The organism is Halorussus sp. AFM4 (assembly GCF_051194995.1).
Classification (GTDB): domain Archaea; phylum Halobacteriota; class Halobacteria; order Halobacteriales; family Haladaptataceae; genus Halorussus.
In genome coordinates this window covers 864,441-890,322 of record NZ_JBNTJT010000002.1, presented here as the reverse complement: position 1 = coordinate 890,322, position 25,882 = coordinate 864,441, and the positions used below count along the sequence as shown (strand labels likewise).

The 25,882-nt window shown below is 71.8% G+C and carries 25 protein-coding genes; 8 read left to right on the top strand and 17 right to left on the bottom strand.

The window, feature by feature from the left end:
* Positions 1–936, bottom strand: coding sequence for a glycosyltransferase family 2 protein (locus ACQUQF_RS12575; protein WP_435179296.1), 936 nt, complete (start codon positions 934–936; stop codon positions 1–3).
* A 90-nt stretch (positions 937–1,026) separates the two neighbouring features.
* Here ACQUQF_RS12575 and ACQUQF_RS12570 point away from each other — a divergent pair, with 90 nt between their 5' ends.
* Both ACQUQF_RS12570 and ACQUQF_RS12565 read left to right on the top strand, forming a co-directional pair.
* Complete coding sequence (locus tag ACQUQF_RS12570) at positions 1,027–2,511, top strand: sulfatase-like hydrolase/transferase (RefSeq protein WP_435179294.1); 1,485 nt, start codon at positions 1,027–1,029, stop codon at positions 2,509–2,511.
* Between the two features lie 209 nt (positions 2,512–2,720).
* Positions 2,721–3,851: a glycosyltransferase family 4 protein gene (locus tag ACQUQF_RS12565; protein WP_435179292.1), complete on the top strand. Its 1,131-nt coding sequence runs from the start codon at positions 2,721–2,723 to the stop codon at positions 3,849–3,851.
* 30 nt (positions 3,852–3,881) lie between these two features.
* Here the strand turns inward: ACQUQF_RS12565 and ACQUQF_RS12560 are convergent, their stop codons facing one another.
* Both ACQUQF_RS12560 and ACQUQF_RS12555 read right to left on the bottom strand, forming a co-directional pair.
* Positions 3,882–4,925 carry a YihY/virulence factor BrkB family protein gene (locus tag ACQUQF_RS12560; protein ID WP_435179290.1) on the bottom strand — a complete coding sequence of 348 codons (1,044 nt, stop codon included), beginning with the start codon at positions 4,923–4,925 and terminating at the stop codon, positions 3,882–3,884.
* A 140-nt stretch (positions 4,926–5,065) separates the two neighbouring features.
* Positions 5,066–5,416: a hypothetical protein gene (locus ACQUQF_RS12555; protein WP_435179288.1), complete on the bottom strand. Its 351-nt coding sequence runs from the start codon at positions 5,414–5,416 to the stop codon at positions 5,066–5,068.
* Positions 5,417–5,725: 309 nt separating this feature from the next.
* Between ACQUQF_RS12555 and ACQUQF_RS12550 the strand changes: the two genes are divergently transcribed.
* On the top strand, positions 5,726–6,805 hold the full coding sequence (locus tag ACQUQF_RS12550) for a Gfo/Idh/MocA family protein (protein ID WP_435179286.1): 1,080 nt from the start codon (positions 5,726–5,728) through the stop codon (positions 6,803–6,805).
* 104 nt (positions 6,806–6,909) lie between these two features.
* Complete coding sequence (locus ACQUQF_RS12545) at positions 6,910–7,239, top strand: HalOD1 output domain-containing protein (RefSeq protein WP_435179284.1); 330 nt, start codon at positions 6,910–6,912, stop codon at positions 7,237–7,239.
* Positions 7,240–7,279: 40 nt separating this feature from the next.
* Here ACQUQF_RS12545 and ACQUQF_RS12540 read toward each other — a convergent pair whose 3' ends face one another.
* The 5 genes from ACQUQF_RS12540 to ACQUQF_RS12520 all read right to left on the bottom strand — a co-directional run bounded on the left by ACQUQF_RS12540 (position 7,280) and on the right by ACQUQF_RS12520 (position 12,740).
* On the bottom strand, positions 7,280–8,503 hold the full coding sequence (locus ACQUQF_RS12540) for a glycosyltransferase family 4 protein (RefSeq protein ID WP_435179282.1): 1,224 nt from the start codon (positions 8,501–8,503) through the stop codon (positions 7,280–7,282).
* A 1-nt stretch (position 8,504) separates the two neighbouring features.
* Positions 8,505–9,848: a glycosyltransferase family 4 protein gene (locus tag ACQUQF_RS12535; protein ID WP_435179280.1), complete on the bottom strand. Its 1,344-nt coding sequence runs from the start codon at positions 9,846–9,848 to the stop codon at positions 8,505–8,507.
* Between the two features lie 3 nt (positions 9,849–9,851).
* Positions 9,852–11,207, bottom strand: a complete 1,356-nt coding sequence (locus ACQUQF_RS12530; RefSeq protein WP_435179278.1) for an inositol-3-phosphate synthase — start codon at positions 11,205–11,207, stop codon at positions 9,852–9,854.
* A 201-nt stretch (positions 11,208–11,408) separates the two neighbouring features.
* Positions 11,409–12,368: a TIGR03885 family FMN-dependent LLM class oxidoreductase gene (locus ACQUQF_RS12525; protein WP_435179276.1), complete on the bottom strand. Its 960-nt coding sequence runs from the start codon at positions 12,366–12,368 to the stop codon at positions 11,409–11,411.
* Positions 12,369–12,371: 3 nt separating this feature from the next.
* Positions 12,372–12,740, bottom strand: a complete 369-nt coding sequence (locus tag ACQUQF_RS12520; RefSeq protein WP_435179274.1) for a sensory rhodopsin transducer — start codon at positions 12,738–12,740, stop codon at positions 12,372–12,374.
* A 114-nt stretch (positions 12,741–12,854) separates the two neighbouring features.
* Between ACQUQF_RS12520 and ACQUQF_RS12515 the strand changes: the two genes are divergently transcribed.
* The 4 genes from ACQUQF_RS12515 (at position 12,855) to ACQUQF_RS12500 (ending at position 16,177) form a co-directional block, all read left to right on the top strand.
* Complete coding sequence (locus tag ACQUQF_RS12515) at positions 12,855–14,528, top strand: alpha-amylase family protein (protein WP_435179272.1); 1,674 nt, start codon at positions 12,855–12,857, stop codon at positions 14,526–14,528.
* A 129-nt stretch (positions 14,529–14,657) separates the two neighbouring features.
* On the top strand, positions 14,658–14,957 hold the full coding sequence (locus ACQUQF_RS12510) for a hypothetical protein (RefSeq protein ID WP_435179270.1): 300 nt from the start codon (positions 14,658–14,660) through the stop codon (positions 14,955–14,957).
* A gap of 49 nt (positions 14,958–15,006) precedes the next feature.
* Positions 15,007–15,381, top strand: coding sequence for a hypothetical protein (locus ACQUQF_RS12505; protein WP_435179268.1), 375 nt, complete (start codon positions 15,007–15,009; stop codon positions 15,379–15,381).
* Positions 15,382–15,550: 169 nt separating this feature from the next.
* The gene (locus ACQUQF_RS12500) at positions 15,551–16,177 is read left to right on the top strand and encodes a class I SAM-dependent methyltransferase (protein ID WP_435179267.1); all 627 of its coding nucleotides are present in this window, start codon (positions 15,551–15,553) and stop codon (positions 16,175–16,177) included.
* Positions 16,178–16,280: 103 nt separating this feature from the next.
* On the opposite strand, the gene ACQUQF_RS12495 is transcribed toward ACQUQF_RS12500, so the two are convergent.
* The 9 genes from ACQUQF_RS12495 to ACQUQF_RS12455 all read right to left on the bottom strand — a co-directional run bounded on the left by ACQUQF_RS12495 (position 16,281) and on the right by ACQUQF_RS12455 (position 25,839).
* Positions 16,281–17,042, bottom strand: coding sequence for a ZIP family metal transporter (locus tag ACQUQF_RS12495; protein ID WP_435179265.1), 762 nt, complete (start codon positions 17,040–17,042; stop codon positions 16,281–16,283).
* Positions 17,043–17,138: 96 nt separating this feature from the next.
* Positions 17,139–18,212: a hypothetical protein gene (locus ACQUQF_RS12490; protein ID WP_435179263.1), complete on the bottom strand. Its 1,074-nt coding sequence runs from the start codon at positions 18,210–18,212 to the stop codon at positions 17,139–17,141.
* A 102-nt stretch (positions 18,213–18,314) separates the two neighbouring features.
* A complete protein-coding gene (locus tag ACQUQF_RS12485) occupies positions 18,315–19,298 on the bottom strand; it encodes a cation diffusion facilitator family transporter (RefSeq protein WP_435179261.1) in 984 nt (327 codons plus the stop codon).
* Positions 19,299–19,342: 44 nt separating this feature from the next.
* The gene (locus ACQUQF_RS12480; RefSeq protein WP_435179259.1) at positions 19,343–20,650 is read right to left on the bottom strand and encodes a glycosyltransferase family 4 protein; all 1,308 of its coding nucleotides are present in this window, start codon (positions 20,648–20,650) and stop codon (positions 19,343–19,345) included.
* A complete protein-coding gene (locus ACQUQF_RS12475; RefSeq protein WP_435179257.1) occupies positions 20,647–22,158 on the bottom strand; it encodes a sulfatase in 1,512 nt (503 codons plus the stop codon). Before ACQUQF_RS12475 ends, ACQUQF_RS12480 begins: the two co-directional genes overlap by 4 nt.
* 446 nt (positions 22,159–22,604) lie before the next feature.
* On the bottom strand, positions 22,605–23,594 hold the full coding sequence (locus ACQUQF_RS12470) for a glycosyltransferase family 2 protein (protein ID WP_435179255.1): 990 nt from the start codon (positions 23,592–23,594) through the stop codon (positions 22,605–22,607).
* A 4-nt stretch (positions 23,595–23,598) separates the two neighbouring features.
* Positions 23,599–24,906: an erythromycin esterase family protein gene (locus ACQUQF_RS12465; RefSeq protein WP_435179252.1), complete on the bottom strand. Its 1,308-nt coding sequence runs from the start codon at positions 24,904–24,906 to the stop codon at positions 23,599–23,601.
* 6 nt (positions 24,907–24,912) lie between these two features.
* Complete coding sequence (locus tag ACQUQF_RS12460; RefSeq protein ID WP_435179250.1) at positions 24,913–25,197, bottom strand: hypothetical protein; 285 nt, start codon at positions 25,195–25,197, stop codon at positions 24,913–24,915.
* Between the two features lie 117 nt (positions 25,198–25,314).
* Positions 25,315–25,839, bottom strand: a complete 525-nt coding sequence (locus tag ACQUQF_RS12455; protein ID WP_435179248.1) for a hypothetical protein — start codon at positions 25,837–25,839, stop codon at positions 25,315–25,317.
* Between the last annotated feature and the right edge of the window lie 43 nt (positions 25,840–25,882).

Genomic DNA, 25,882 nt, shown 5'->3' with positions numbered 1-25,882 from the left:
TCAGCCGAACCGGTCGACCGCCGCCATCCCCGGCCGACCGAACACCGCCGCGAGCGCGTCCCGGACGTACTCGCCGCGGTCCTCGGGCGTCAGAACGGCCGCCCGGGCGAGCGAGGCGACCGCGGCCGCCGACCAGCGCTTCTCTTCCAGGTGCTTGCGGCCCTGCCGATAGTAGGTCTGACGGACCGCGGTGCGCCAGACCTCGTCGGGGAACTCGTCGTAGAGGTCGGCGTACCTCTCGACGAGGCGCTTGCGCCCCTCGACGTGAGCCCACGACGACGACAGCGGGTCGTCGGGCTTGCCGCGCTCGACCAGCACCCGGTCGACGTAGTCGAAGTCGGTCCGGCGCGCCAGTTCGATCTTCATCCCGGAGTCGTCGGCGCCGTGGCGGTTGCCCAGCGGGAGCAGTTCGGCCAGCACGTCGGCGTCGACGAGCATCGTCGACGGGATGGCCGGGAACGTGTCGATGCGGAGCGCGCGTTCCAGGGCGTCGCCCCGGAGCGGGTCGTCCGGTCGAATCTCGCCCCACTCCTCGTCGCGAAGTCCGCAGTAGACGACGCCGACGCGCTCGGCACTGTCCAGTCGCGACACCTGCGCGGCGAGCTTCTCGGGCAGGAGCCGGTCGTCGTCGTCGAGGAACTGGACGTACGCACCGGTCGCCCGCTCGGCGCCGATGCTCCGGGCGGCCTGGGGCCCCTCGTCGCGGTCCTGGGCGACGTAGGTCACGTCGAGCGCGCCACCTTCGTCGCCCGTGGACGCCTCGTCATCGAACGCCTCGACGACCGGCCGGGCGCGGGCCTCCCCCGAGCCGTCCACGACGACGACCTCTATCGGTCGGTACGTCTGGGCGGCGACGCTGTCGAGCGCCTCGCGGAGTCGGTCGTTGCGGTAGTAGGTCGGCACGACGACCGAGACGGTCTCCTCGTCCTGTGCCATCGGACTCCCCCGGCGGATGTTTGGCCGAGCGCGACTAAACGGCTGTGCCACCAGTTCTTTGCCGGTCTCCGTCGTGCGTCCGGGGGAGACATGGACTGGACGACCGACGCGCTCGCGGCGCTCGACAGGGCGGCCGACGCGGGCCTCGACGCCGACGCGCGGCTGGCCGACCGGTACCGAGAGAGACGGGCCGACCGCGAGTTCCGGTCGCGGTCGCTCCCCACAGAGCGCCGCGGCGAGGGGGCCCCGGACCACGTGGTCGTGGTCGCCGTGGACGCGCTCCGGGCGGACGCGGTGGACGAGTTCCGCTCCGGCGCCCCGCGAGATACAGACGCGACCCTGCTCGACGCGCCGACGCCGTTCCTCGACTCGCTTGCGGGGACGACCGCGGTCGCGCCGTCGACGTGGACCTTCCCGTCGGTCACCTCGCTGGTCACCGGGCGGTACCCCAGCGACCACGGCGCGGTCCGGCAGACCGACGACTTCGCCGACTCGGTCGCGGACGTCATCGGCCTCCCGCCGACCGGCGACGCGACGGGCATCGCCGAGCGCTTCGCCGGCGCGGGCTACGACACCTACGGCGGGTTCGGCATGCTCGTGCCATTCCTCGCGCTCGGCGGGCGGTTCCGGACCCACCGCCTCCGGGCCGACGCCTCCGCCGACGAGGTGCTCGGCGACCACCTCTCGTGGCTCGGCGAGCGCCGCGACCGACCGACGTTCTCGTATCTCCACCTCGCGGACCTCCACGAGCCCGTCGACCCGCCGGCCGACTACTGGCGCGCCCACGACGTCGACCCCTCGATTCCGGACGTCCGGTCGTGGCGGTACGAGGACGTGACCGAGACCACGCCCGCGGTCGCCCGCTACCGCGAGCACCGCCGCCGGCTCTACCGCGCGGCGGTCGAGTACGTGGACAACCGCCTCGCGGCCTACCACCGCCGGCTCACCGACCTGCTGGGCGACGTCGCGCTCGTGGCGGTCGGCGACCACGGCGAGGGGTTCTGGGAGCGCGCGGCCCACGCCGCCCGCCACTTCGGCGACTCCCGGCCGGCCTACTGCGTGGGCCATGGCGGCGCCCCCTACGAGGCGCTGACCCGGGTCCCGCTCCGCGTCGCGGGCCTCGACGGGCTCTCGGCGCTCGACGCCGGGTCGTCTTCGACCCGGGACGCCCCGGTCTCGCTGGTCGACGTCGCGCCGACGCTCGCCGACGCCGTGGGGTTCGACCCCGGAACCGCGGACTCGGACGACCGCGCGGCCGGCGGCGTCTCCCTGTTCGGCGACGTCCCGGAGGACCGCATCGCGCTGGTCGAGAGCGGGCGCTACGGCTACGAGAAGAAGGCCGCCTACTCGCGGGGGTACAAGCTGGTCGTCTCGCGCGGCGACGACTACGCGGCGGGGTTCTCGGTCCCCGACGAGGAACCGGTCGATCTACCGCCCGACGTCGAGTCCGACCTCCGCGACGCGCTCCCGGCGTTCCCCGGCGAGGACGGGAGCGAGACAGTCCCCGGACAGGAGCCCGACGACTCCCCCAGTCGCTCGGTCGAGCGTCGACTGGCCGACCTGGGCTACCGGTGAGGTCCCAGCCCGCGAAAGCTGACCGACCGATCCACCGTCGGGGACTTTCCGAGCGTTCGCCGTCCGATCGGTACTGACGATTCACACTGCCATCGAGGTTCCTACCTGTCGGCCCACACGTTTACTTTCCGCCGGGTCGTGTTTTCCGTGGAATCGCGCCCCGAGCAGGGGAGGACCGAACCATCCGAGACATCTCCGACGACGAACACATGGCACGGATAGCAGTCGCGCACACGGACCTGACGGCGAAGGGCGGCGGCGAGGGCGTCTGCATGAACGTCCTCGAGGCCCTGCAGGACGACCACGACGTCACCCTGCTCACGCTGACCGACCCCGACCTCCGGGAGCTCAACGACTACTTCCGGACCGACGTCCGCGACGTGCGGGTCCGGACACCCCCGCTCGTCGAGTCGTTCCTCGACTGGCTCGACGACCCGCGGTACAACCTCCGGAACGCGCTGCTCAATCGGTTCGTCGCCCGCGAGCGCGACCGGTTCGACCTGGCCGTCGGCACCGACAACGAGCTCGGGGTCGCCGGCCCGCTGGTCCAGTACGTCCACACCCCGCGGTTCGCCCGGCTGGTCGTCTCCAAGCGGGTCGGCGAGGACGGGTTCGTCGACCACGCCTACGACCGCTTCTCCTGGCTGGTCGGCGGGTTCGACCCCGACCGCGTCCGGGAGAGCACGGTCCTGGCGAACTCGGGGTGGATCGCCGACGTGTTCCAGGACGCCTACGGCGCCCGCCCCGAGGTCGTCCACCCGCCGGTCGACACCCGCGGGTTCGCCGAGCGGGACCGCCCCTTCGACGAGCGCGAGCCCGGGTTCGTCACCGTCGGCCGGCTGGCGCGGTACAAGAACGTCCTCGAGAACGTCGAGATCGTCGACCGGGTCCGCGACCGGGGCCACGACGTCCACCTCCACCTGGTCGGGCCGGGCTACGACGATGAGTACACCCGCGAGGTGGAGCGGGCCGCCGCCGAGCGCGACTACGTCCGCGTCGAGGGCGAAGTCTCCCGCGAGGAACTGGTCGACATCGTGACCACCCACCGGTACGGCCTCCACGGCAAGCGCCACGAGCACTTCGGGATGGCGGTCGCCGAACTCGTCGCGGGCGGGACGGTCCCGTTCGTCCCGGACAACGGCGGCCAGCGCGAGATCGTCGGCAGCGACCGGCTGACCTACAGCACGACCGACGAGGCCGTCGAGCGCATCGACCGCGTGCTGTCGGACCCCGAGGAGGCCCGCGAGCTCCGACGCGGAACGGCAGAGATCGAGCGACGGTACGGCCGCGAGCGGTTCCACCGCGAGATCCGGGAGATCGCGGACAGGGAGCTGTCGTGACGTGGACGAAGTGGTAGCGCGAGAAGTCCGTTAGCGTCGCTCGCGGTCCGCGTCCGTCTCCGCAGCGGCCGGTTCGTCCGGCCGAGACGACCTGTCGCTCTCGTCCGTCGAGTCGCCCTCGCCGTCCGCGACCTCCTCGGCCCGGTCGCGGAGCGCCCGCCGCAGCTCGGCCGCCGGAACGTCCGCGGTGCGGGCCTCCTCGACCAGCCCGTCGAGCCGTCGAGCGAAGCTGTCGGCGTCGGTGACCTGCCGGCCGAACTGGCGCTTCGACCGCCGGGCGGCCGCCCGCCGCCCGTCGCGGCCCGCCAGCGTGGCGTTGACCGACGCGCCGGCGAGCAGCACCAGGCTGCCGACGTAGAGCCACGTCACCAGCAACAGCAGCGTGCCGACCAGCCCGTAGACGTCGGGCTTGTTCGTGAACGCGACGTAGAGGTGGAACAGCCGCTCCAGGGCGGCCCAGCCCAGCGCCGCGACGACCACGCCCGGCGCGGCCTCCCGGACCGACACGCCCGTGTCGGGGAACACCGTGAATATCGGGACGAACGCGACCGCCAGCCCCAGGATCGCGACCAGGTCGGCCAGCGACTCGGCGAACGGGACGGTCGGCGGGATCCGGACGACCGTCCCGAACAGCACCGCGCCGACCGCGATGGCCGCGAGCGTGCCGAGCACCACGACCGCGTCCCGGAGCTGGGCCGGCAGCGAGTTGTCCCGGGCGGTGTCGTAGATCTCCGCGAACGCCGCGTCCATCGCCCGGAATATCCTGGAGGTCCCCCACAGGAGGACGGCGACGCCGACCACCGACAGCCCGGCGTCGCCGGTCGCGTTCCGGAGCGCGTCGAGGACGATGCGCCGACCCGTCGCCGGGAGGAACGACCGGGTCAGCCCGAGCGCGGTGTCGACGAGCTCCGCGCTCCCGAACGTCGAGACGACCAGCACCAGCAGGAACAGGATCGGGAGCATCGAGACCAGCGCGTGGTACGCGATGCTGGCGGCCATGAACGCGACGTCCTCCCGGCGCATCTCCAGGACGACCGCGCGCGCCACGGATCCGATCCGGCCGAGTCGTCCCATCCCCGCGGCGGTACGGCGTCGACGCGGATAAATGGGGGAAGCCGTCTCGACTGTCCCGCACGCTCTACCCCGGCCGTCGAATCCGGCTCCGGCCGCGTCCGATTCCGAGGCCCGGCCGCGTCGATTCCCGCGGCCCGGCCCTACGACCGCTCTATCTGCCAGTAGAGGTAGCGGTGCGCGAACGACTCGAAGTTGTCGTGGCCGCAGCTCCGGCACTCGAAGCCGGCCACCTCGTCGACGCCGACCGGGAAGACGTACCCGCAGTCGTTGTCGCACTCCCGGCCCCGCTCGCGGTCGGCGAACTCGGTCAGCAGGCTGTCGCGGTGGGTCTCGAGGTGGGTCGCGCCGCGGTCCCGTACCGCCTCGACGGTCTCGCTCAGGAACGCCTCGTCGCAGAACTCGCAGTCGAACTCGAAGGCGGGGGACGGGTCGGTCCTCTCCGGTTCGTGCGCGTTTCGGTCGCCGTCTTTCCGTCTCGTTGGGTCGGTCATGATAGTACGGAGGAGCGTGAACCCTGTGATGCACCCCGCGCGACAACGACCGGTCGCGCGAACCGAGACGCCGCGCTGCAGGAACCGGAGACGCCGACCGCACCCTGGAACGCGACCCCGTCCGACAGTGACGGGCCTGCACCCGGCAGCGGGCGCACAGTGCGTACTCTCTCGCCTCGTTACTACCGGACAGACGCCCAAAAGGTTCTTGGCTCCCTCGGTTCTCTCCGCGAGGGAGTCGTTGCGGCCCGCTCGCCGCCGGCGGAGGCCACAACCCCTTTTCGGCTCTCCGTCGTCTCTCCGTCGGCCATGGTGCTGCGGACCGCGGTCGTGGGAGCGGGTATCGTCTCCGAGAACAACCACCTGCCGGCGGTGAGCCGCAACCCCCGGACCCGGCTGGTCGCGGTGTGCGACCGCGACGAGTCGGCGCTCCGGGGCGCGGTCGGCGAGTACGGCGGGCGGGCCTACACCGACGCCGAGGCGATGCTCGACGGGAAGGCCCTCGACTGGGTCCACGTCGCCACGCCGGTCCAGAGCCACCGCGAACTGGCCGGCGCGGCCATCGAGCGCGGGGTCCCGGTCACCGTCCAGAAGCCAGCGACGACCACCCGGGAGGAGCTCGACGACCTCCGCGAACTCGCCCGCGACAACGGAGTCCCGGTCTCGGTCGTCCACAACTGGCTGTTCTACCCGGTGATCCGGGAGCTCCGCCGGCGGCTCGCGGCGGGCGAGTTCGGCGAGGTGCGGGCGGTCGAGGCGACCTTCACCGGCGAGGGCCGGCCCGACGACACCTACCGGGGCGAGTGGGTGTACGACCTGCCGGGCGGCGACGTCGAGGAGGGGATGCCACACCCGCTCTATCTGACGCTGGCGCTCGGGGGCGTCCCCCGCGACGCCGACGCCGTGGACGTCCGGACCCGGACGGTCCGGGAGTACGACGGGTTCGACTACGACGGGACCGCGCTCCAGTGGGTCACCGGCGAGGACGTGCTCTGCTCGGTCACGTTCGTCGGCGGGTCCGCGCCGAACGAGCAGATACGGGTCTACGGCACCGAGCAGTCCGCGACGGTCGACATCTCGACCAACACCATCGACGCCCACGACGCCGACGAGGGGCCGTTCCACCTCCTGGGCGAGCAGCTCGGCCGGAGCGCGACCACCGCCGGCAACGTCGCCCGCGGGGCGGCCGACACTCTCCGGGAGTACGGCCTCGACCGGGTCGAGGAGCGGTTCGACCGCCACCGCGAGGAGAGCGTCGACGGCCACTACTACCTGTTCGACGAGGCCGCGAAGGCGCTCGAACGCGGCGAGCAGCCGCCGGTCCCGCTGGCCCACAGCAAGTGGGTGCTCGAACTGATGGAGCAGGTCCGCGAGGACGCCCGGGAGTGAGTGGGCCCGCGACCCCGATGGGACCCCGCCGATGGGGCTCCGTCTGGCGCGCGTCTGACGGCCGTCTGATAGGGGTTTATTCCCCATACGGCCCACTATCTCGTATGGCAATTCGGACCTCCACTCCGCTCGAACGCGAGTCGCCGCCGGTCGCAGAGCGCCGCCACCCGACCGGCGCCGACGACCCCCTGAGCCGGACGGTGTACGGGGCGCTCGCCGACGCCGAGGGCGTCGACCCGACCGACCTCGACTTCGAGCTGTACCGCGACGTGGACGTCGACGCGCTCGACGCGCTCTTCCGGCACGCCTCCGACCGCGGCTCCCCGGCCGCCGGCCCCGGCGCCCGCGAGGGCTGGTCGTTCTCGTTCGGCGTCGGCGACTACCGGGTCGCCGTCGAGAGCGACGGTCGGGTCGCCGTCTACGAGACGGCCTGACGGGACGACCCGACGGGACCGGTTCCGGAGAGAACCGAGTTCACTTCCTGCTGTCCAGACCCAGGTTGGCTTCGAGCTCCGCGGCCGCCGCGTCGAGCGCGTACACCTGCTCGATCCGCCGGCGGGCCTTCCGGCCCAGCCTGGCCCGGCGCTCGGGGTCGGCGAGCAGGTCGACCGCCCGGTCGGCGAACCCGGCCCAGTCGTCGGCCACCGCCACCTCCGCGCCGGGCCGGGCGTCGACGCCCTCGAACCCCGCGGCGGTCGCGACCACCGGCGCGCCCCACGCCATCGACTCCAGCACCTTGAGCCGGGTCCCGCCGCCGATCCGGAGCGGCGCGACCACCGCGGCGGCGTCCCGGACCGCCTGACCCAGGTCCTCGACCTCGCCGACGAACTCGACGCCGGGAGCCTCGCCCGTCGCCCGGACCGACTCGGGCGCGTCCCGGCCCGCGACCAGGAGGCGGGCGTCGTCGCGCGCCGCCCGAATCCGCGGCCACGCGGCGTCGACGAACGTCGTGACCGCGTCCTCGTTGGGGAACCAGCCGTACGAGCCGAAGAACAGCAGGTCGGTGGCGTCCGCGCGGGGGCGAGACGGGACCTCGTAGTCCTCGGGGTCGAGCCCGACGTGCTGGGTGAGCACCGGCGTCTCGACGCCGGCGTCGACGAGCTCGGCGCGGTCCTCCGACCCCAGCACCAGCACGCGGTCCGAGGCCGCGTACACCGCCAGCTCCTCACGGCGGAGCCGCGGCGTCTCCAGTGCGAGCTCGACCCCGGTCTCGAGGTCCGGCGCGAGCCCGCGGTACCGGCGGTGGACCGCGAACTCCACGACGTGGGCGTTCGTGACCAGCGTCGTCCCGGCGCCCGCGGCCGCCCGGCGGACCCCGGCGTCGCGGAACACCTGCCCGATGTAGGGATGCTCCGCGAGCGCCGCGTCCGGTTCGAGGTCCCGGATGCGCTCGCGGGCCGCCCGGGTCAGCGAGGGCGACCCGAACATCGCCATCACGTCCGACCGGTCCGCCACGTAGTGCCGGAGCTTCCGGAGCCGGGCCGGGAGGTCGCTCTTCGCCCGGGGGACGAGCCGGACCGAGTCGGCGTACTCGGTCAGCGCCGCCGCGCGCTCCCGCTCGGTTTCCGTTCCGTAGGCCACCAGGTGGACGTCGTGGCCGCGCTCGGCCAGCCCCCGGGCGAACCCGTGGGTGACGATCCGGTCGCCGGCGTTCGGCGGGTGGGGCGGCTCGCGGGCCAGCACCAGCACGCTCGCCACGTCACGCCCTCCGCCCGACGCAGTCGGCGTACAGGTCGGCCAGCGCCCCGGCGTGGTCGTCGAGCCGCGTCGGCTCGGACACCCCCTCGCGCAGGTCGGCCACGAGGTCCGGGTTCCGGGCGAGTCGCCGGAGCCGGTCGGCCAGCGCGTCGGCGTCGCCGACGGGGAACGTCAGGCCGTCCTCGCCGTCGGTCACGAGCTCGGCCATCCCGCCGACGTCGGCGGTCACGACCGGGACGCCCGACGCGAACGCCTCCTGGACGACGAGGGGGCTGTTCTCGTACCACACCGACGGCAGCACCAGCACGTCCATCTCCCGGTAGGGGTCCGGCCGGTCGGCGTACCACCCGCGGAACGCCGTCGACTCGCCCGCGCGGTCGGCCAGCCGGGCGTGGTACGGCTCGGTCTCGGGGTCGAACGCCCCGAAGACCCGGAGGTCGGCGCTCTCCACCTGCTCGGCGGCCGCCACGAGCAGGTGGACGCCCTTGCGCTCGGTGATTCGGCCGGCGTAGCCGACCCGGAGCGGCGTCTCGGGGTCGAAGCCCGCGTCCGCGAACCGGTCGACCCGGATGCCGTTGCGGCGGTGCTCGACGGTCGCGCCCGGCGGGGCGTACCGCGCGAACGTCTCCCGGAGGAACGCCGAGGGGGCGACGAGCCGGTCGGTGGCCGCCAGCGCATCCCGGAGGGTACCCCATCGGCGTGCGACCCGGTCGACGGCGTCCGACCCGTCGGCTTCGCCGACGCTGATTCCGCCGTCCGAGGCCCTGGCGACCGCCTCGCTGTCGGCGGTCCCGTCCGGGTCGGCGCCGGCTCGCCCGGCGTCGGCCCTCGCCCGGCGGTAGCAGTCGGTGCACTTCGCGACCGACTCCGGCCCGGTGCAGCGCCGATCGGCCGGGCGGTAGAGCTGCTCGCGGTGGCAGACCGTCCAGAAGTCGTGGAGCGTGGCGACGCAGGCGACGCCGCGTGCCGCGCAGAGCGCCGGGATCGTCGCCGAGAGGTGCTTGAAGTGCTGGAGGTGGACCGCGTCGGGCTCCCAGTCGGCGAGGACGTCGCGGAACCGGTCGTCGACCGCCGGCCGGGCCACCGCGTCGAGCGGGCGGCCGCCGACCGCGGGCGCCGACTCGCCGTCGGGGCTCGGCAGGTCGAAGGTGTCGACGTCGGGCGCCTCCGACTCGTCGCCGGCGTCGCCCGACTCGACCTCGAAGCGCTCGTCGGCGCCCCTGGCCGCGGCGACCGCGACCTCGTGGCCCCGTCGGGCCAGCGCCGCGGCGAGGTCGCGGGTGTAGAGCTCGGTCCCGCCGTAGGCGGCCGGCGGCAGGGCGTGGGCGACCTGGAGGACGCGCATCGGTCAGTCCGTGTCGGGCGCGACGTCCGTCCGGTCCGGGTCGCCGTCCCTGCCGTCGCCGTCGGCGCGGACGCTCTCGGCGGGCAGGTCCGCGCCCTCGTCGTCGCCGGCCCGGTCGCCGGCGTCGTCCGAGCCCCCGCCGGTCGGGTCCACGGGGTCGTCCGGGTCGGCGTGCTCCCGGACGTACGCCGCCAGCAGGTCGAACTGCGCGGAGAGGTCGTGCTCCTCGACCCCGAGCGGCGCCTTGAAGAACGACGCGAGGTGCGTCTGGACGCCCGCCTCGCCGGCCTCGTCGGCGTGGACCAGCAGGCGGGCGAGGTCGAGCACGAGCGGGGCGGCCAGCGCGGAGTCCGAGCCCTCCCAGGTGAACTGCATCTTCATCTCGGTGTTCAGGAAGCCCTCGAAGTGGATGTAGTCCCAGGCGGTCTTCCAGTCGCCCAGCGACGGCGTGTAGTCGATCCGCACCCGGTTGTGCTCGATGTCCGGCAGGATGCCCTCGAGGATGTCGCCCTTGCTCTCGAGTTTCCCCTGCTTGTTCCGGTCGTCCTCGAGCACCTGCCCGTCGGTGTTGCCCAGCACGTTGTGGCCCTCCCACGACATCACGTGGAGGTTCCGGCCGGCGAACATCGGCGCCAGCGCGGCCTTCGTCAGCGACTCGCCGGTCTTGCCGTCGTCGCCCGCGTGCGGGACGCCCTCCTCGCGGGCCATCTCGCGGAGCCCCGCCAGCGAGGCGCCCGTGCTCGGCGTGAAGTTGGCGTACGGGACCCCCTCGGCGAACGCGGCGTAGGCGTACAGCGAACTCGCCGGCAGGTCGGTGTCGCCCGACTCGACGGCCGACTCGACCGCCTCCCGGGTGTCGAACCGCTCCGGGCTCTCCACGCCGGGTTCGGTCGAGGCCACGTTGACCACCACGACCGCGTCGAGGTCCTCCTCGCGCCGGAACGCCCGGAGGTCCTCCCGGAGCGCCTCGACCACCTCGGCCGGGCTCCGGTCGGCCTCCAGCGGCTCGGCGTCGGCGAGGTCGCCGATGCGCTCGCCGGCGTTGAGCGTCGTCCCGACCCGCACCCGGTCGTCGATGGCCCGCAGGTCGTCGGCCACCGCGTCGACCACCTCCTGGCTCGGCGCGTCGTTGCGCTCGGCGAGCCGCCGGGCCGACCCGAGCACGTCGCCCTCCCGGACGTCGTGGCCGCCGAAGGCGAACGACTCGACCGCCGGCAGGTCGAGGGCCGAACACGGCTCGCGGGCGGTCACGAGCCCCGTGTCGTCGGTCTCGCCCCGGGCCAGCGCCCGGGCGCCCACCATCGCCGTGGTGGCGATGTTGCCCCGGGCGCCGACCAGCCAGACGCCGACGTCGGTCACGCCGGACCACCCCGGCGAGACGGCTTGCTGTTCGCGCTGTGCACCCTCCGCGAAACGTTGGCTCCGTTCATGGTTCCCCCAGTTCGGTTCCCTCGCGGCGTCAGCCGCGCCCTTTCCTCCGTCGGCGGAGATTCCTTGATAAACGTGTTTCAACGCTACGTCACGAGTCCAGATAAACACGCTGGCCGAGTCACGGCCTCCCTACTCGATTTCGGGAAGCACGTGTTCGCCGAACGACTCGACGAACCGCTCCTGGTCGCGGTTGACGTTGTGGAGGAACACCGTCTCGACGTCGAGCGACAGGTCCTGCCGGAGCCACTCGACGTGGTCGTCGAGGTCGGCCGACACCCGGACGTTCTCCTGCACCTGCTCCTCGGTGACGGTCTCGCCGGCCGCGTCGAACTGCTCGGTGGTCCGCAGCTCCTCGGTCACCGGCCCGGGGACGCAGTTGGTCCGCCACTGGTCGTAGGCGCCGTCGAGCGCGGCCTGCTCGTCGTCGGCGTACGACAGCTGGACCTTGAGGTACACCGGCTTGTCGGGCGCCTGCTCGCGGAACGCCTCGACCCGGCGCTGCAGCCGGTCGTGGTCCGTCGTCGCGATGGTGACCATCCCGTCGGCCCACTCGCCCAGCCACCGGGCGGTCGACTCGGACAGCGCCGCGCCGATCAGCGGCGGCGCGGTGTCCGGCAGCGAGTGCAGCGTCGCCTCCTCGACGGTGACCCGGCCGTCGTGGGTGACGGTCTCGCCGTCCCACAGCCGGCGCATCACGTCGGCGCACTCCCGGAGCCGGGCGTTGCGGTCCTCCTTCGCCGGCCACGTCTCGCCCGTGATGTGCTCGTTCAGGAGCTCGCCGCTCCCGACCGACAGCCAGAACCGCCCGGGGTACATCGCCCGGAGCGTGGCCGCGGCCTGTGCGACCACCGCGGGATGGTAGCGGTACCCCGGGGCGTTGACGGTGCCGAACGTCAGGTCGGTCGCCTCCATCGCGGCGCCGAGCCACGACCAGACGAAGCCGGCCTCGCCCTGGCGCTCGCTCCACGGGTGGAAGTGGTCGGAGGCGAGCACCTCGGTGAAGCCGGCCTCCTCCGCGCGCCGGACGTGCTCCACGAGGTCGCCGGGCGCGAACTGCTCGTGGGAGGCGTGGTAGCCGAAGTCGGTCATGGGCTACTCCGCCCCGTACGGGACCGTGGTCAGCAGCGCGTTCTCGGCCTGCCGGGAGTCGAGCCGGGTGTGCTGGCAGACGACCGGGACGTCGGACTCGATGGTGCTGGCGAACGGCGTCCCCTTCGGGACGGGTTCGGGGTCCTCGAGGTTATTGAACCGGACGTGCTTCGTGCGCTCGGCCGGCACCGTCACCTCGTAGGGGCCGACCGGCTCGCGGTCGGTGAAGTAGACGGTGATCTCGACGTGCGCGTCCTCGTCGTTCGTGTTCAGGATGCAGACGGTCTCGTGGCTGGTCATCTCGGGCTCCGGGCCGTGACTCCCTTCCGGGATGTACCCCTCCGCGATGGCCCAGCGTTGCTCTCCGGTCACGGGACTCACCTCCGACCGAGTTCGACGCACGGCAGGATAAAGGCCGCGGCGGGGGTCGACCCGCAGGTCCGCCGAAGCTAACTTCGCGCTCGGTTCCGTAGCCCCACGGAAGCGATGAGAGCGAGCGACCACTGGTACAAGAACAGCGTCGTGTACGCGGTCGACGTCGCTCGGTTCGACGACGCCGACGGCGACGGCGTCGGCGACTTCGCCGGTCTCACCGACCGGCTGGACTACCTGTCGCGGCTGGGCGTCGACTGCGTCTGGCTCCTCCCGTTCTACCCGTCGCCCCACCGCGACAACGGCTACGACGTGGCGGACTACTACGGCGTCGACGACCGCTACGGCGACCTCGGGGACTTCGCCGAGTTCCTCAACGAGGCCGAGAGCCGGGGCGTCCGGGTGCTCGTCGACCTGGTGGCCAACCACACGTCGGACCAGCACCCGTGGTTCCGGAAGGCCCGCGAGGACCCCGACTCGAAGTACCGCGACTACTACGTCTGGACCGACGACCCCGAGTCGGCCGACGTCGACGCCGAGACCGTCTTCCCCGGCCAGGAGCAGAGCGTCTGGACGTACGATGAGGTCGCCGACGCCTACTACTTCCACCGGTTCTACGACTTCGAGCCCGGCCTCAACCTCGCGAACCCCGACGTCCGCGACGAGCTCCGCAACGTCATGGGCTACTGGCTCCGGCTGGGCGTCGACGGGTTCCGGCTCGACGCCGCCAGCCACATGGTCGAGGCCAAGGGGTTCGAGTCGACCCGGCCCGACGACCCCCACGGCGTCATCCGGAACTTCCGGCGGTTCGTCACCAAGCGCAACACCGACGCCGTCCTGCTGGGCGAGGTCGACGTCGCGCCGAAGGAACTCGGGGCGTACTTCGGCGACGGCGACCAGCTCACGATGCTGTTCAACTTCCTGCTCGACAACTACCTCTTCCTCGGGCTCGCGCGGGAGAACGCCGAGCCCGTCGTCGAGGGGCTGCGGCTGCTCCCGTCGGTCCCGACCGAGGGCCAGTGGGTCAACTTCCTGCGGAACCTCGACGAGCTCGACCTCGAACGCCTGACCGAGTCCGAGCGCGAGGACGTGTTCGAGGCGTTCGCGCCCGACGAGAACATGCGCATCTTCGGCCGGGGCATCCGACGGCGGCTCGCGCCGATGCTGGGCGGCGACGAGCGCCGGCTCCGGATGGCGTTCAGCCTGCTGTTCTCGATGCCCGGGACGCCGATGTTCGTCTACGGCGACGAGATCGGGATGGGCGAGGACCTCTCGCTGGACGGCCGGAGCGCGGTCCGGACCCCGATGCAGTGGTCGAACGCGCCGAACGCGGGCTTCTCGACCGCGCCGGCCGACGACCTCGTGGCTCCCGTCGTCGACGAGGGGCCGTTCGGCTACGAGTCGGTGAACGTGGCCGACCAGGAGTTCGACCCCGACTCGCTGTTCAACTGGGTCCAGCGGCTCGTCCACGTCCGGAAGGAGACCCCCGAGTTCGGGTGGGGCGACTTCGACCTGGTCGAGACCGAGGCGCCGGGCGTGCTGGTCCACCGGTGCGCGTCGGACGGCTCGACCGCGGTGGCGGTCCACAACCTCGCCGACGAGCCGACCGACGTCTCGTTCTCGCTGTCCGGGGACCACCGCCTCGTGGACGTGTTCGCGGACGGCGACTACGAGCCGCTCGAGGGCGCCCCCTACGAGTTCACGGTCGCGCCGTACGGCTACCGCTGGCTCCGGGTCCGGGACGCCGAGGCGACCCCCGAGAGCGGGTGGGAGCGGATCGGGATGTGAACGCGATCCGCCCGTCCTGGCAGGGCTCCGGCGCCGACCCGTCGTTCGGCGCCAGGGCGATTCTAACGGTCGTTCAGGAGGTGGCCAACATCATTATCCGCGACAACGGCCAACTGTACGTCGGGGGAAATGATGCAAGCGATCAGCATCGACGGTACGGTGATCGAGTGCGACAGCATCAAGGAACACAGCCAGGGCATCATCCTGAAGAAGAAGGAGCCCAAGCAGGCCGTGAAGGACGAGAGCAAGTCCCAGAAGAAACAGAAGAAAGAGCAGAAGGAGCAGAAAGAGCAGAAGGAGCAGAAGAAAAAGAAGAGCGGCGGCAGCCAGAGCCGGACCATCGGCTTCATCCCGTACAAGCGGTTGATGTACGTCGTCCCCGACGACATCAGCTACAACATCGAGGACTTCGAGGAAGTCCCGGTCTGAGAACGCCACACCGCACCGAGTCGCCGTCCGACAACGAGGGGAGATACAAATGCAAGCAGTCAGCATCGACGGAACGGTCATCGAGGCCGACCGCATCAAACTCAAGAAGGCCGGTATCGAGCTACAGAAACGGAAGCAGAAGTCGAAGAAGAAGAAATCGGGGGGCGGACAGTACAAGACCACCGGGTTCCTCCCGTACGACCACCTCATGTACGTCATTCCGGACGACGTCGTCCACAACGTCGACGACATCGAGGTCGACGAGTTCCCGGTGCAGTCGGCCGAACCCGAGACGATACCCGTCGACCACGGGGACTCCGAGGGGGAGGTCACGGTCGTGCTCGACGAGGACATGCCCGCGGAGGACCGCGAGCAGATAAAGCAGGAGCTCGAGGAGGCCGAGGAGCAGGCCCACTCGGAGTGATCCTCGTCTGAGCGCCGTCGAAACAGGTCCGCCGCTCGAACGGGCCTGTCCCGTTCGCCCCGGAGGTCGGGCCGCAAGCGCGGGTACCGCGCGTCGGTCGCGCCGGCGGTATCGCCGCGCTCCCGCGCCACCGGCGGCGAACGGCGTCTGCGTTTACTGGTGCACATCCATGGACTCGAACGAAGTCAGACAGGAGTGGGCGCAGCGCTCCGGGAAGTACTCGCCGGACTACTACGCCGACTACGGGCCGAGTCGGACGAGCGAGCTGCTCGGCTGGATCCTCGACTACTTCCTCGACCGCGACGCGGCCGTGCTGGAGGTCGGGTGCAGTTCGGGCCGCCACCTGGCGCACCTCCGCGAGCAGGGGTACGAGAACCTCCACGGCGTCGAGATCAACGAGGAGGCCCTCGACGTGATGGCCGAGACCTACCCCGACCTCGCCGCCGACGGGACCTTCCACGCCGAGGCGGTCGAGGACGTCGTCGAGGAGTTCGACGACGACCGGTTCGACGCGGTCTACACCGTCGAGACGCTGGAGCTGGTCCCGCCCGAGAGCGAGTGGGTCTTCGAGGAGCTGGCCCGCGTCGCCGACGACCTCCTGATCACCGTGGAGAACGAGGGCGAGGACGACCGGCGGACCGAGGAGATCCCGGTCGACTACGTCGACGGCGAGTTCCCGCTGTACTACCGGGCGTGGGACGACATCTTCGGCGAATTGGGGTTCACCGACATCTACTCGAAGCCGGCCGAGATGGACACGCTCCGGGTGTTCCGGCCCGCGGAATACTACTCGTGACGCTCCGGCGGCGGTCGGCGGACCGGGGGACGTCCGCGGCCGTCTCTCGCCCGTCCCGTTCCGGGCCCTTTGGGCCGAACGTAGACTGGCACCCGGGCGGCGACTACAGCAGGAACGTGCCGAGGAAGCCGACCGCGGTCGCCAGGGTGATGTACGGGCCGGCCTGCTCGTAGGCGTCGGGGTAGATCTCGCCGGCGAGCGACGACAGGATGGCGCCGCCCGCGAACGCCCGGACCGCGCCGAGCCAGAACTTCGGCAGCGGCGGCAGGAACCAGTAGCCGGCCATCACCGACGCGCCGACGAGGACGCCGGTCGCGACCCACGCCGCGAGGGTCACCAGCTTGCCGTGGTTCTGCTTCATGTTGTGGCCCGACATCATCGACTGGGAGCCGTTGGTCACCACGAGCGCGAACAGGAACGCCAGCGCGCCGTGGACCTGCCCGGTGAGCAGCGAGCCCATGGCCAGGTTCTCCGGGACGCCGTCGGTCGTCACGCTCGCCCACAGCCCCCAGCCGTTCTCCTTGGTCTCGTCGTCCATCGTCCGGTCGATGACGATGTCGAACCCACCGAACGCGAGCACACCGCCGACGAAGAACGCCGACGCGGCCCACTTGCCGATCTCGCGGACCGCCGGGTCGAACAGCTCGAAGGCCAGCGAGACGACCAGCGACCCGCCGCCGACCGCCAGCAGGATGGCCTGCCAGCGCTGCTCGGGGTCGACCCAGATGCCGATCGCCGACCCCACCGTCAGCGCGACCGCCGAGAACACCGCGTAGAACCACGGATTGGTGAGCAGTCCGCCGGAGGACCCCCCGGAGCCTGACGCCTGCGCGACGAGCGGAGCGACGTGCAACCCTACCGCCATGTCTGTGGGTCCATCTAGAGGGTTCCGACGTTTATCTACGACGGCCGGGACGGTGTATCGGCGGGTTCGGCGGCGCTGGACCCCGCGAACCGCCGACTACTCCTCCCAGTGGCCGCCCTCTCGCTCTGGGCTGAACGGGCTGACGAAGATGCCGGCCTTCGCGAGCATGCTGAGCCGGGCGGCGTAGCTGATCACGACGATCACCGGCACGAGGACGACGGTGAACGACGCGGTCTCGTACAGGAACAGGGTCGGCAGCCCCAGCAGCGTCCCCGAGAACGCCTTCGAGCCGATGAACCCGATCGAGAGGTGGGCGACGACGACCGCCGGCAGGCCCAGGTAGAGGATCGCCCGGCTGAAGTTGATGAACTCCCACTGGACGTACAGCGCCCGGAAGTACTCGCGGGCGACCGTGTAGAGCTTGAGCACCTCCAGCAGCCGGTCGAACGCCGCCGCCCCGTCGGCTGACAGCGACGCCTCGTGTCGCCGCCGGAGGTCCCGCATCGCGCGCATCTCCTCGGCGGTGGTGAAGTGCATCGCCGCGCCGACGAGTTCGACCGTCCCGAACTCCCGGTTCTCGAGGCTCGCCGCGACCCGGTCGGCCTTCCGGACCACCTCGTCGACCGACCGGTCGACGTCGCGGCGGACGGTCGCGTCCCCGTGCTCGGCCACGGTCTCCCGGAGCTGCTCGGCGCGCCGCCGGGTCGCCGCGACCAGCAGCTGGAGGTACTGGGCCGGGTCGTTCGGGGCCGACGGGGCGTCGGCCAGCTCCTGGGTCTCGGTCCGGTTGTCCAGCACGTCGTCGAGCCGCGAGCGCTGCTGGCCGACGGTCCCGAGCTCCGGGGACAGCACGAGCTGGTTGATCGAGAGCACGATGGTGATGACCGTGACGTCGATGGTCTGGAGCTCGACGTACCCCTTGGCGATGGAGGTTCCGCCCACCAGGTACTCCCGGGCCGACGGCGGGGCGAGCACGACGGCGACCACGACGGTCGCGAACACGGCCGCGGCGAGCAGTCCAACGACCGCCCACCGGTGGGCGTCCACGAGCAGCCAGAGCTCGGCCCTGCGGAGCCACCCGAGCGGCGACCCCGTGCTCTCGTGCCGGAGCGCGTCGCTCACGCGGCGGGTCGACCGTTCGTCCGGCGCTTCGTCGGTCTGCCGTGCCATCGTTCTGACCTCCGTGTCACTCCGGCGCGATCGGTTCCCGCCGCGCGCTCCCCCGGATCGCGGTTCGGCGACGGCCGGGCGTCCCGTCGCGGCGTCGGGCGCTCATCCGAGTTCGGGCCAGTCGCGGGTGGGTCCCCTGGTCTGGGGTTCGACGTACACCTCCGCGACCTTCTCGTTGGTCTCCCGGAGCTTCTCCTCGAGTCTCGCTATCTCCTCGTCCATCTCCTCGGCGGTCATCTCCTCGTCGACCGACACGTCCGCGGTCACCACTACCCGGTCCTGACCGAAGAACACCGTACGCAGGTCGCGGAGGTTCCCCACGCCGTCCCAGTCGTTGACGACGCGCTTCAGCTCCCGCTCGCTCTCGGCCGGGAGGCTCTCGCCCAGCAGCAGGCGCTTGTTCTCCCAGGCCAGCGCCACCGCGAACCCCATCAGCAGCAGCCCGATGAGCAGGGCCGCGATGCCGTCGTAGATGGGGTTGCCCGTGAACTGCGTGGCCAACAGGCCGGCCAGCGCGACGACGAGGCCGGCCAGCGCGACGCTGTCCTCGGTGAACGCGGTCAGCGTCGTCACCTCGCTGGTCTTCTTGAACGTCTCGACGAGCCCGTCCCAGTCGTGCTCGCGCGTGACTCGCCGTATCTCGCTGTGGGCCTTCATCCACGCCCAGCCCTCGAACCCGATGGCGCCCAGCAGCACGGCGTAGCTCACCCACACGCCCGGCACCGAGACGCCGACGAACGGGATGTTGGCGGTCCCGGCGGTCAGGTGGGCCTCGCCGGCCGTGATGGCGTGGTACCCCTCCCTGACGCTCATGAAGCCCGCGATGCCGAACAGCAGCACGCTCACCAGGAAGCTGTAGAAGAACTGGGCCTTCCCGTGGCCGAACGGGTGGCTCCGGTCGGCCTCCTTCTTGCCGAACCAGATGCCGACGAGCAGGAACACCTGGTTACCGGTGTCCGACACCGAGTGGTACGCCTCCGACAGCATCGCGGCGCTCCCGGTCAGCAGGAACGCGACGAACTTCAGCGCGGCGATGATACCGTTCGCGATGAGCGCCGCGATGACGACCCCTTTGCTCTCGGACATCGGGGTCACTAGCGGACGGACCGGAAAGAGTGTAATGGCGGGGTTCAGTCCCGGGACCGGCCGGCCGCCTTGACTCGGCCGGCGTCGGCTTCCCGGCCACTGTCGACGACCGACCCCAGGATCGCCAGGTACAACTCGACCTGCTCCTCCACCGTGAACTCCCGCCGGACCGTCCGCCGGCCGCGGGCGCCGAACCGGGCCGCCAGGTCGGGGTCGGCGAGCAACCGCCGGAGCGCCCCCGCGAGGTCGCCGACCTCGAAGGGGTCGACCACGAACCCGTCCTCGCCGTCGGTCACGAGCTCGTCGGCGCCGCCGAACCGCGAGGTCACGACGGGCGTGCCGGCCGCGAACGCTTCGAGGTTCAGCGTCGGGAACGGGTCGAGGTGGACCGACGGCGTGGCGACGACCGTCGCGGCCCGGAGCGCCCCCGACAGCCCGTCGCGGTCGAGCCACCCGGTCGCGACGATGCGGTCCCGAGCCCTTCCCCGCTCGCCCCCGGCGATCTCGCGCATCCTGGAGACGTACTCGTCGTCGCCGGTCACGACGAGCCGGGCCTCCGGCACCGCGGCGGCGACTTCGGCGAAGGCCCGCGCGAGGTGGGCGCCGCCCTTGTTGTAGCCGGTCCGACCGCCGAAGAGGACGACCGGCGCGTCGCCGAGGTCGTGCTCGGCCCGGAACGCCGCGGGGTCGCCCGCGTCGGCGACGGCGTCTGCGTCCACGCCGTTCCGGACGACCCGGTGGCAGGGGACGCCGTTGGCCCGGAGCGCGGTCCGGAGCGCGTCGCTGACCGCGACGCCGACCGCGACGTGCCGCCTGAGGGTCCGGCGGTTCGCCCGGTTTCGGACCGGGTTGTACCGGAGCCCCTCGCGCCGGAGCTGCTGCCACGGACTCACTCGATACGCCTCGTCGGGAACCGGCTCGTCGCCCGCGGGCGGGTCGTCGAGGTAGCCGGTCAGCTCGCCGTACGAGACCGTGCCGGCGTCGTGGTAGGTCTTGACCACCGGCGCGCGGTCGGCGGCCGCCCGGAGCGCGGCGTTCGAGAGGTAGTGGGCGTTGTGGGCGTGGACGACGTCGGGGGCGAAGGCGTCGAGCGCCCGGCCGAGCTTCCGGACCGTGAAGGGATTGTACAGCGTCAGGTACGGCAGAATCGCCCGGGGTTTCGGCGACCAGAGCTTCCGAACCCGCACGCCGCCGGCGGTCGCGCGCCCGGCGTCGCTCCGATCCGCAACTGCGGTCACGACCCCGACCTCGTGACCCCGGTCGCGGTACCCCTCGGCGAGCTGGGCCGCGATCTTCTGGGCGCCGCCGCGCTCCCACGGCGGGTAGCCGTCCGAGAGGACCGCGATCCTCATTCGAGGTAGCCCAGCTCACGGAGGTTCGATTCGACGTCGTCGGGGACCGCGGGGTCGGCGGGCGCCTCGTCGCGTCCGCCGCCCTCGAATCCCCCGTCGCCCTCCCCGGGGAGCGCCCGGTCGAGCGTCCGCCGGGTCTCCTCGGGCACGGCGTCGACCGCGACCGGCTCGGTCCCGTTCCCGTCCCAGTCGATCCGCCGGGCGCGGCGCTCGCCCCCGATCTCGTCGAGCTTCCAGTCGCCCGCGATGGCGGTCCGCCGGGTCCGGAAGAGCCGCTCGTCGGCGACCGCCTCGGGCGGGTGCGACCGGACGACGCCCTCGTACTCCGCGACGGCGGTGTCGGGGGTGTCGGCGGCGGCGTTTCCGTCGGCGGCCAGCAGCGAGCGCTCCTCGTCGTGGCCCAGGCCCGCCAGCGCCCGGACGGTCTCGGCGACGTAGTTGGTCTGGACGAGGTCCTCGCGGGTGCCGCCGTCGAACTCGCCGGGGAGCCGCGCGACGAGGGGAACCCGGAGCAGCGGGAACCCGACCGAGGTCTGGTGGTCGAGCAGCGTCCGGCCGTCGCCCTCCCCGAGGTGCTCGCCGTGGTCGGCGGTCAGGACGACCAGGGTGTCCTCGGCGAGGCCGTGGGCTTCGAGGCTGTCGAGGATGCGCCCGATCACGGCGTCGGCGTACTCGACCTCGTCGGCGTAGCGCCGCCGGAGGTAGTCGAGCTCGGCCGCCGAGAGCCGGCGGTCGCCCAGTCGAATCGCCCAGAGGTCGTCCATCAGGTCGTCGAGGTAGTCGAGCTCCTCGTCGTAGGTCGTGCAGCCCGGCGGCCGGACGTCGGTCCGGAACTCCTCGGGCACGTAGAACGGCAGGTGCGGGTCCATCAGGTGGGCGTACGCGAAGAACGGCTCCTCCCGGTCCGCGAAATCGGCGAAGCGCTCGTCGGCGATCCGGGCGGCGTCCTCGCTGGCCCGGACGTCGTCGAGCCACGCGTCCTCGGTCGCCTCGCGGTACTTGTACATCGCGGCGTTGGCCAGGCTGCGCGCCGGGTTCTCGGACCGGAGGGCGCGCCGGACGACCGTGGCGTACCACTCCGGTCCACGTGCCACTCCCGCCGAGAGCCGGCGGACGTCCGCGCCGCCGTCGAAGTGGCGGTGGTCGGGGCCGGTGAACTCCTCGACGCGGTGGAACCCCTCGCCCTGCGGGAGCCAGTCGCCGATCCAGGTCTTCGGCGAGAGGTGGAGACACCGGTAGCCGGTCGCCCGGAGGTCGGCGGTGACGGTCCGGCCGCGCCGCATCGCGAACTGCCGGGCGGTCGCCCCGTGCTCGTGGGGGTACTTCCCCGTCAACACGCTCGTCACGCTCGGCAGGGTCCACGGCGCGGGACTGACCGCCCGCCGGAAGTCGGTCCCCTCGGCTGCGAGCGCGTCGCAGTTGGGCGTCTCGGCCCTCGGCCCGCGGAGGTAGTCGAACCGACAGGCGTCGACGACGAGCAGGAGGACGTTGGGTTTCCGCTCCGCCATGGATTCGGTGTCGACGGCTTCTACCGTAACGCTGGGGGCCGATACGGGGAGACTAAAATTGGGCCACGAACAGGACGCTCCGACGCGTCGTCGAGTGTAACTTTAATCACTACGGGAACTTGGGGTGGTTTCGTCCTCGAAAGCCCCCGCGGGCTCGCGGGCCGCAGGTCCGTGGTCGTGTCCGGCGGCCCCTTTCATCCACCCCACGGCGCAGCGACCGCGAACCTCACACCTCCCCAACCTCCTCGTTCGCTTCGCTCACTCGTCCCTCGCGCGGTTCGGCGCGACACGATGTCGCGCCTGCACGCGCCAAGTCGAGGGTCCCACAGAGCGACGACCCGGTAATCAGTCCACCGTCGGTTGGATGAAAGAGGGCGGGGGTTTCGAGGATGAAAACACGCCGGTTCAGCTGAACCGTCACCTCGCGGGGTTTCCGTCTGGAGAAGTCACCTCAGTCGCGAGAGCCACTGCTCCGCCTCGTACACTGAATCCATCCCGACATCGAACACTCCCGGGGACCCCGGTAAGGAGAACAGTAACGCCGCAGCCGCGTTGGGCCGGAACTCCAGTTCCAGCGCCCGCCGCAGGTACGGCCGCCCCTCGTCCAGCCGTCCGGCCTCGCAGTAGGTCTTGCCCGCGTCGGCGAGGAACTGCGCCCGGGCCGCCGGCGGCAGGTCGTGCGACTCGAAGATGCGGTCGAGCGCGTCGGCGAGCCTGTCCGGGTCGCCCGAGACGTTCCCGGCCTCCGCGTCGGTGCCCTTCACCACCAGCGGGGCGTCGACGTACGCGAACTGCCAGTTCCGGGCGAGTCGCAGGCAGAGGTCCCAGTCCTCGAAGCAGTTCAACCGCTTGTCGAAGCCCCCGACCGACTCGAAGGCCTCGCGCCGGACCAGCAGGGTCGAGGTGTAGGTCGGCACGTCGAGCCGCCGGATCGCTTCGGTCGCGTCGCCCGAGACCCCGTCGCGGGTCCGGGGCTCGCCCTCGCGCTTCGTGACAGGAGTGTAGGCGACGCCGTACTCTGCGCCGGTATCGCTGTCGCGCCCCCCGTTCGCCTCGCGGAGCGCCCGGACCTGCCGCCGGAGCTTGTCGGAGTGCCAGCGGTCGTCGGAGTCGACGAACGCGACCAGGTCGCCGTCGGTCCGCCGGACTCCGGCGTTCCGGGCCGACGACACCCCCTCGGCGTCGTCCCGGCGGACCGACTCGTCGCGCCGGACGTACCGGAGGCGGTCGTCGTCGAACGAGGAGATCAGGTCGGGCGTGGCCTCGTCCTCGCCGTCGTCCACGACCAGGAGTTCGAGGTCGTCGTAGGTCTGGTCGAGGACGCTCCGCACGGCGTCGCCGAGGACGTCCGCGCGGTGGTACGTCGGCAGGACGACGCTGACGGTGGGTTCAGAAAGGGACGGCCGCGATCCTCGTGACGACCCTGCCGACGTCATCCCTCTACACGCCCCACGGGTACGCCTCGGGCTGCTCGCTGCGGTCGGCTTCGACGCCCAGCGGGTGGAGCGCGCTCGACGCCTCGACGTGGACGAACGAGTCGTAGCGCTCGGCCAGGTTCGTCGGGACGTAGTTGTACGACTCGCGGTCCGGGTCGTAGACCACGCCGATGGCGCGGTGGCCCCGGCGCTCGTCCAGTGCCGGCGCGTCCGTGTCGGCCAGCAGGCAGTCCTCGCCGGTCGCCCGGTGGAAGGCGTCGCCGACGCTCCCCTCGCGGGCCGGCGGGACGCCCATCTCCTCCATCGGGGCGTCCCACGACTCGCCGGCGATCACCTCGCCGCGGTGGGTGCCGAACCCGACGACGTGGCAGTCGCCTGGGTGGTTCTCTCGGGCGAGCTGGCCCAGGTTGTGCTTGCCCCGGGCCTCCATGTCGGTCGCGCGGGCGTCGCCGACGTGGGTGTTGTGCGCCCAGACGACCGCGGTGCCGCCGTGGTGGTCGGCCAGCCGGTCGAGCGTCGCCATCATGTGGTCGTCCCGGACGTTCCACGACTCGGCGCTGCCCTTCGTCATCGCCCGGTAGTACTCCTCGGCGTTCTTCGCCACGAGGGCGTTCTGCTCGGCGCTGAACCGCGCCTCGGGGTCGCCGTCGTACCGGGCGTGATCTCTCCGGAGGTCGGCCAGGATCTCGACCACCTCGTCCTCGCAGTCCTCGGGAGCGAGCCGGGTCGACCGGCCGTACTCCCGGGCGTCCTCGCCGTACGGCTCGAAGCACCGGTAGGCGTCGCGGGCGCGCTCGGCGGCCTCGGGGTCGTAGTCCTCCAGGTAGTCGATGACGGCCTCCATCGACTCGAACAGGCTGTACACGTCCAGCCCGTAGAAGCCGACCTGGTCGTCGTGCGCCCGGCCCTCGTTGTACTCCCGGAGGCGGTCGACGAACGCCGCGACCTCCCAGTTGGCCCACATCCAGGTCGGCCAGCGCTCGAACTCCGCCAGCGCGTCCGCGGCGCGCTCGTCGTCGCGCCGGCCGCGGACGTACCGGTTGACCTCGTAGCAGGCGGTCCAGTCGCCCTCCACCGCCACGAACGAGAGGTCGCCCCGCTCGGCGAGTTCGGCCGTGAGCCGGGCGCGCCACCGGTAGTACTCGGCGGTGCCGTGGCTGGCCTCGCCCAGCAGGACGAAGTCGGCGTCGCCGATCTCGTCGGCGAGCCGCGAGACCGCCTCCTCGTCGAGCGGTTCGGCCCGGTCCTCGATGGCGGCCGCGGCCCGGTCGACCCCCTCGGTCCGGGGGTTCGCGCGGTCTCGCGTCGCCACCGGGTATCAGTCCTCCCGGCTGACGAACTTGCTGAAGTAGCTGGTCTCCCCGTCGTCGGTCTCGTCCTGGTAGAGGAACGCGAGGTCGTTCTCCTCGAACGTCTCGAAGAACTCGTCCCAGGAGATGTCGTCGAGGTTCTCGTCGTCGTCGCCCTCGTCGGGGAAGTCGATGCGCAGCAGCCCGCTGTCCCCGTCCTCGGTGCCCTCGACGTAGGCGGGTTGCCCGTCGCGCTCCTCGACCCACTCGCGGATCTCGTCGTGGTCTGTCGTGGTCTGGCTCTCGTCGGACATGTTGCTCCCCGGAGCGACGTTGGTCCGTGATTTTCTTAGGCGTGATGGCCCCGAGACGCCGGCGCTGCGTCGCCTCTCCGCCGGTTTCGGCCACGAGGGCGTGTCCCGGAGGTCGAGTCACCCGTCGAGGCGCGCCTCGAGGTCGTAGGCGGAGACCGTGATCTCTGCCGGGTCGCGCTCCCGGGCGGTGGTCTCGCGGAGCCGGAGGCGGCCCCGGCCCGCGTCACCGACGGACGACTCGACCGTCGCGGTCCCGCCGACCGACAGGTCGTTGAACGCCCACCGGTCCACGGCGCCGTCGGCCGGTTTCGAGCCGTCCGCCGGGACGACGTCGGTGGTGTATCGAACGGCCGTGAATCTGTCCGAAAGCCGCTCGTGCAACTGCTCGGAGACCGCGATGGTCGCACCATCGACCGCCGCGCCGGCGACGTGGGCGTACTCGCCGTGGACCAGGCGGCTCTCGGACTCGAACGCGAGGAAGGCGACGGTCGTGTCGACGGGGTCGCCCACGTCCTGCGGCACCGCGACGGTGACGTCCTTCCGGGCCACGACGCCGGTCGTGGCGTCGGACGCCGAGCACCCCGCCAGGGCGCCGGCGGCCGTCGTTCCGAGCGCCGCGAGCAGGCGTCGTCTGGAGGGCATGTACCGACTCGAACGTGTGAACGTGACGGTAAAATCCTTGTCG

Coding starts and splice junctions, on each gene's coding strand:
- ACQUQF_RS12575 (WP_435179296.1), bottom strand. CDS start 936: ATGGCACAGGACGAGGAGACCGTCTCGGTCGTCGTGCCGACCTACTAC.
- ACQUQF_RS12570 (WP_435179294.1), top strand. CDS start 1,027: ATGGACTGGACGACCGACGCGCTCGCGGCGCTCGACAGGGCGGCCGAC.
- ACQUQF_RS12565 (WP_435179292.1), top strand. CDS start 2,721: ATGGCACGGATAGCAGTCGCGCACACGGACCTGACGGCGAAGGGCGGC.
- ACQUQF_RS12560 (WP_435179290.1), bottom strand. CDS start 4,925: ATGGGACGACTCGGCCGGATCGGATCCGTGGCGCGCGCGGTCGTCCTG.
- ACQUQF_RS12555 (WP_435179288.1), bottom strand. CDS start 5,416: ATGACCGACCCAACGAGACGGAAAGACGGCGACCGAAACGCGCACGAA.
- ACQUQF_RS12550 (WP_435179286.1), top strand. CDS start 5,726: ATGGTGCTGCGGACCGCGGTCGTGGGAGCGGGTATCGTCTCCGAGAAC.
- ACQUQF_RS12545 (WP_435179284.1), top strand. CDS start 6,910: ATGGCAATTCGGACCTCCACTCCGCTCGAACGCGAGTCGCCGCCGGTC.
- ACQUQF_RS12535 (WP_435179280.1), bottom strand. CDS start 9,848: ATGCGCGTCCTCCAGGTCGCCCACGCCCTGCCGCCGGCCGCCTACGGC.
- ACQUQF_RS12525 (WP_435179276.1), bottom strand. CDS start 12,368: ATGACCGACTTCGGCTACCACGCCTCCCACGAGCAGTTCGCGCCCGGC.
- ACQUQF_RS12515 (WP_435179272.1), top strand. CDS start 12,855: ATGAGAGCGAGCGACCACTGGTACAAGAACAGCGTCGTGTACGCGGTC.
- ACQUQF_RS12510 (WP_435179270.1), top strand. CDS start 14,658: ATGATGCAAGCGATCAGCATCGACGGTACGGTGATCGAGTGCGACAGC.
- ACQUQF_RS12505 (WP_435179268.1), top strand. CDS start 15,007: ATGCAAGCAGTCAGCATCGACGGAACGGTCATCGAGGCCGACCGCATC.
- ACQUQF_RS12500 (WP_435179267.1), top strand. CDS start 15,551: ATGGACTCGAACGAAGTCAGACAGGAGTGGGCGCAGCGCTCCGGGAAG.
- ACQUQF_RS12495 (WP_435179265.1), bottom strand. CDS start 17,042: ATGGCGGTAGGGTTGCACGTCGCTCCGCTCGTCGCGCAGGCGTCAGGC.
- ACQUQF_RS12490 (WP_435179263.1), bottom strand. CDS start 18,212: ATGGCACGGCAGACCGACGAAGCGCCGGACGAACGGTCGACCCGCCGC.
- ACQUQF_RS12485 (WP_435179261.1), bottom strand. CDS start 19,298: ATGTCCGAGAGCAAAGGGGTCGTCATCGCGGCGCTCATCGCGAACGGT.
- ACQUQF_RS12480 (WP_435179259.1), bottom strand. CDS start 20,650: ATGAGGATCGCGGTCCTCTCGGACGGCTACCCGCCGTGGGAGCGCGGC.
- ACQUQF_RS12475 (WP_435179257.1), bottom strand. CDS start 22,158: ATGGCGGAGCGGAAACCCAACGTCCTCCTGCTCGTCGTCGACGCCTGT.
- ACQUQF_RS12470 (WP_435179255.1), bottom strand. CDS start 23,594: ATGACGTCGGCAGGGTCGTCACGAGGATCGCGGCCGTCCCTTTCTGAA.
- ACQUQF_RS12460 (WP_435179250.1), bottom strand. CDS start 25,197: ATGTCCGACGAGAGCCAGACCACGACAGACCACGACGAGATCCGCGAG.
- ACQUQF_RS12455 (WP_435179248.1), bottom strand. CDS start 25,839: ATGCCCTCCAGACGACGCCTGCTCGCGGCGCTCGGAACGACGGCCGCC.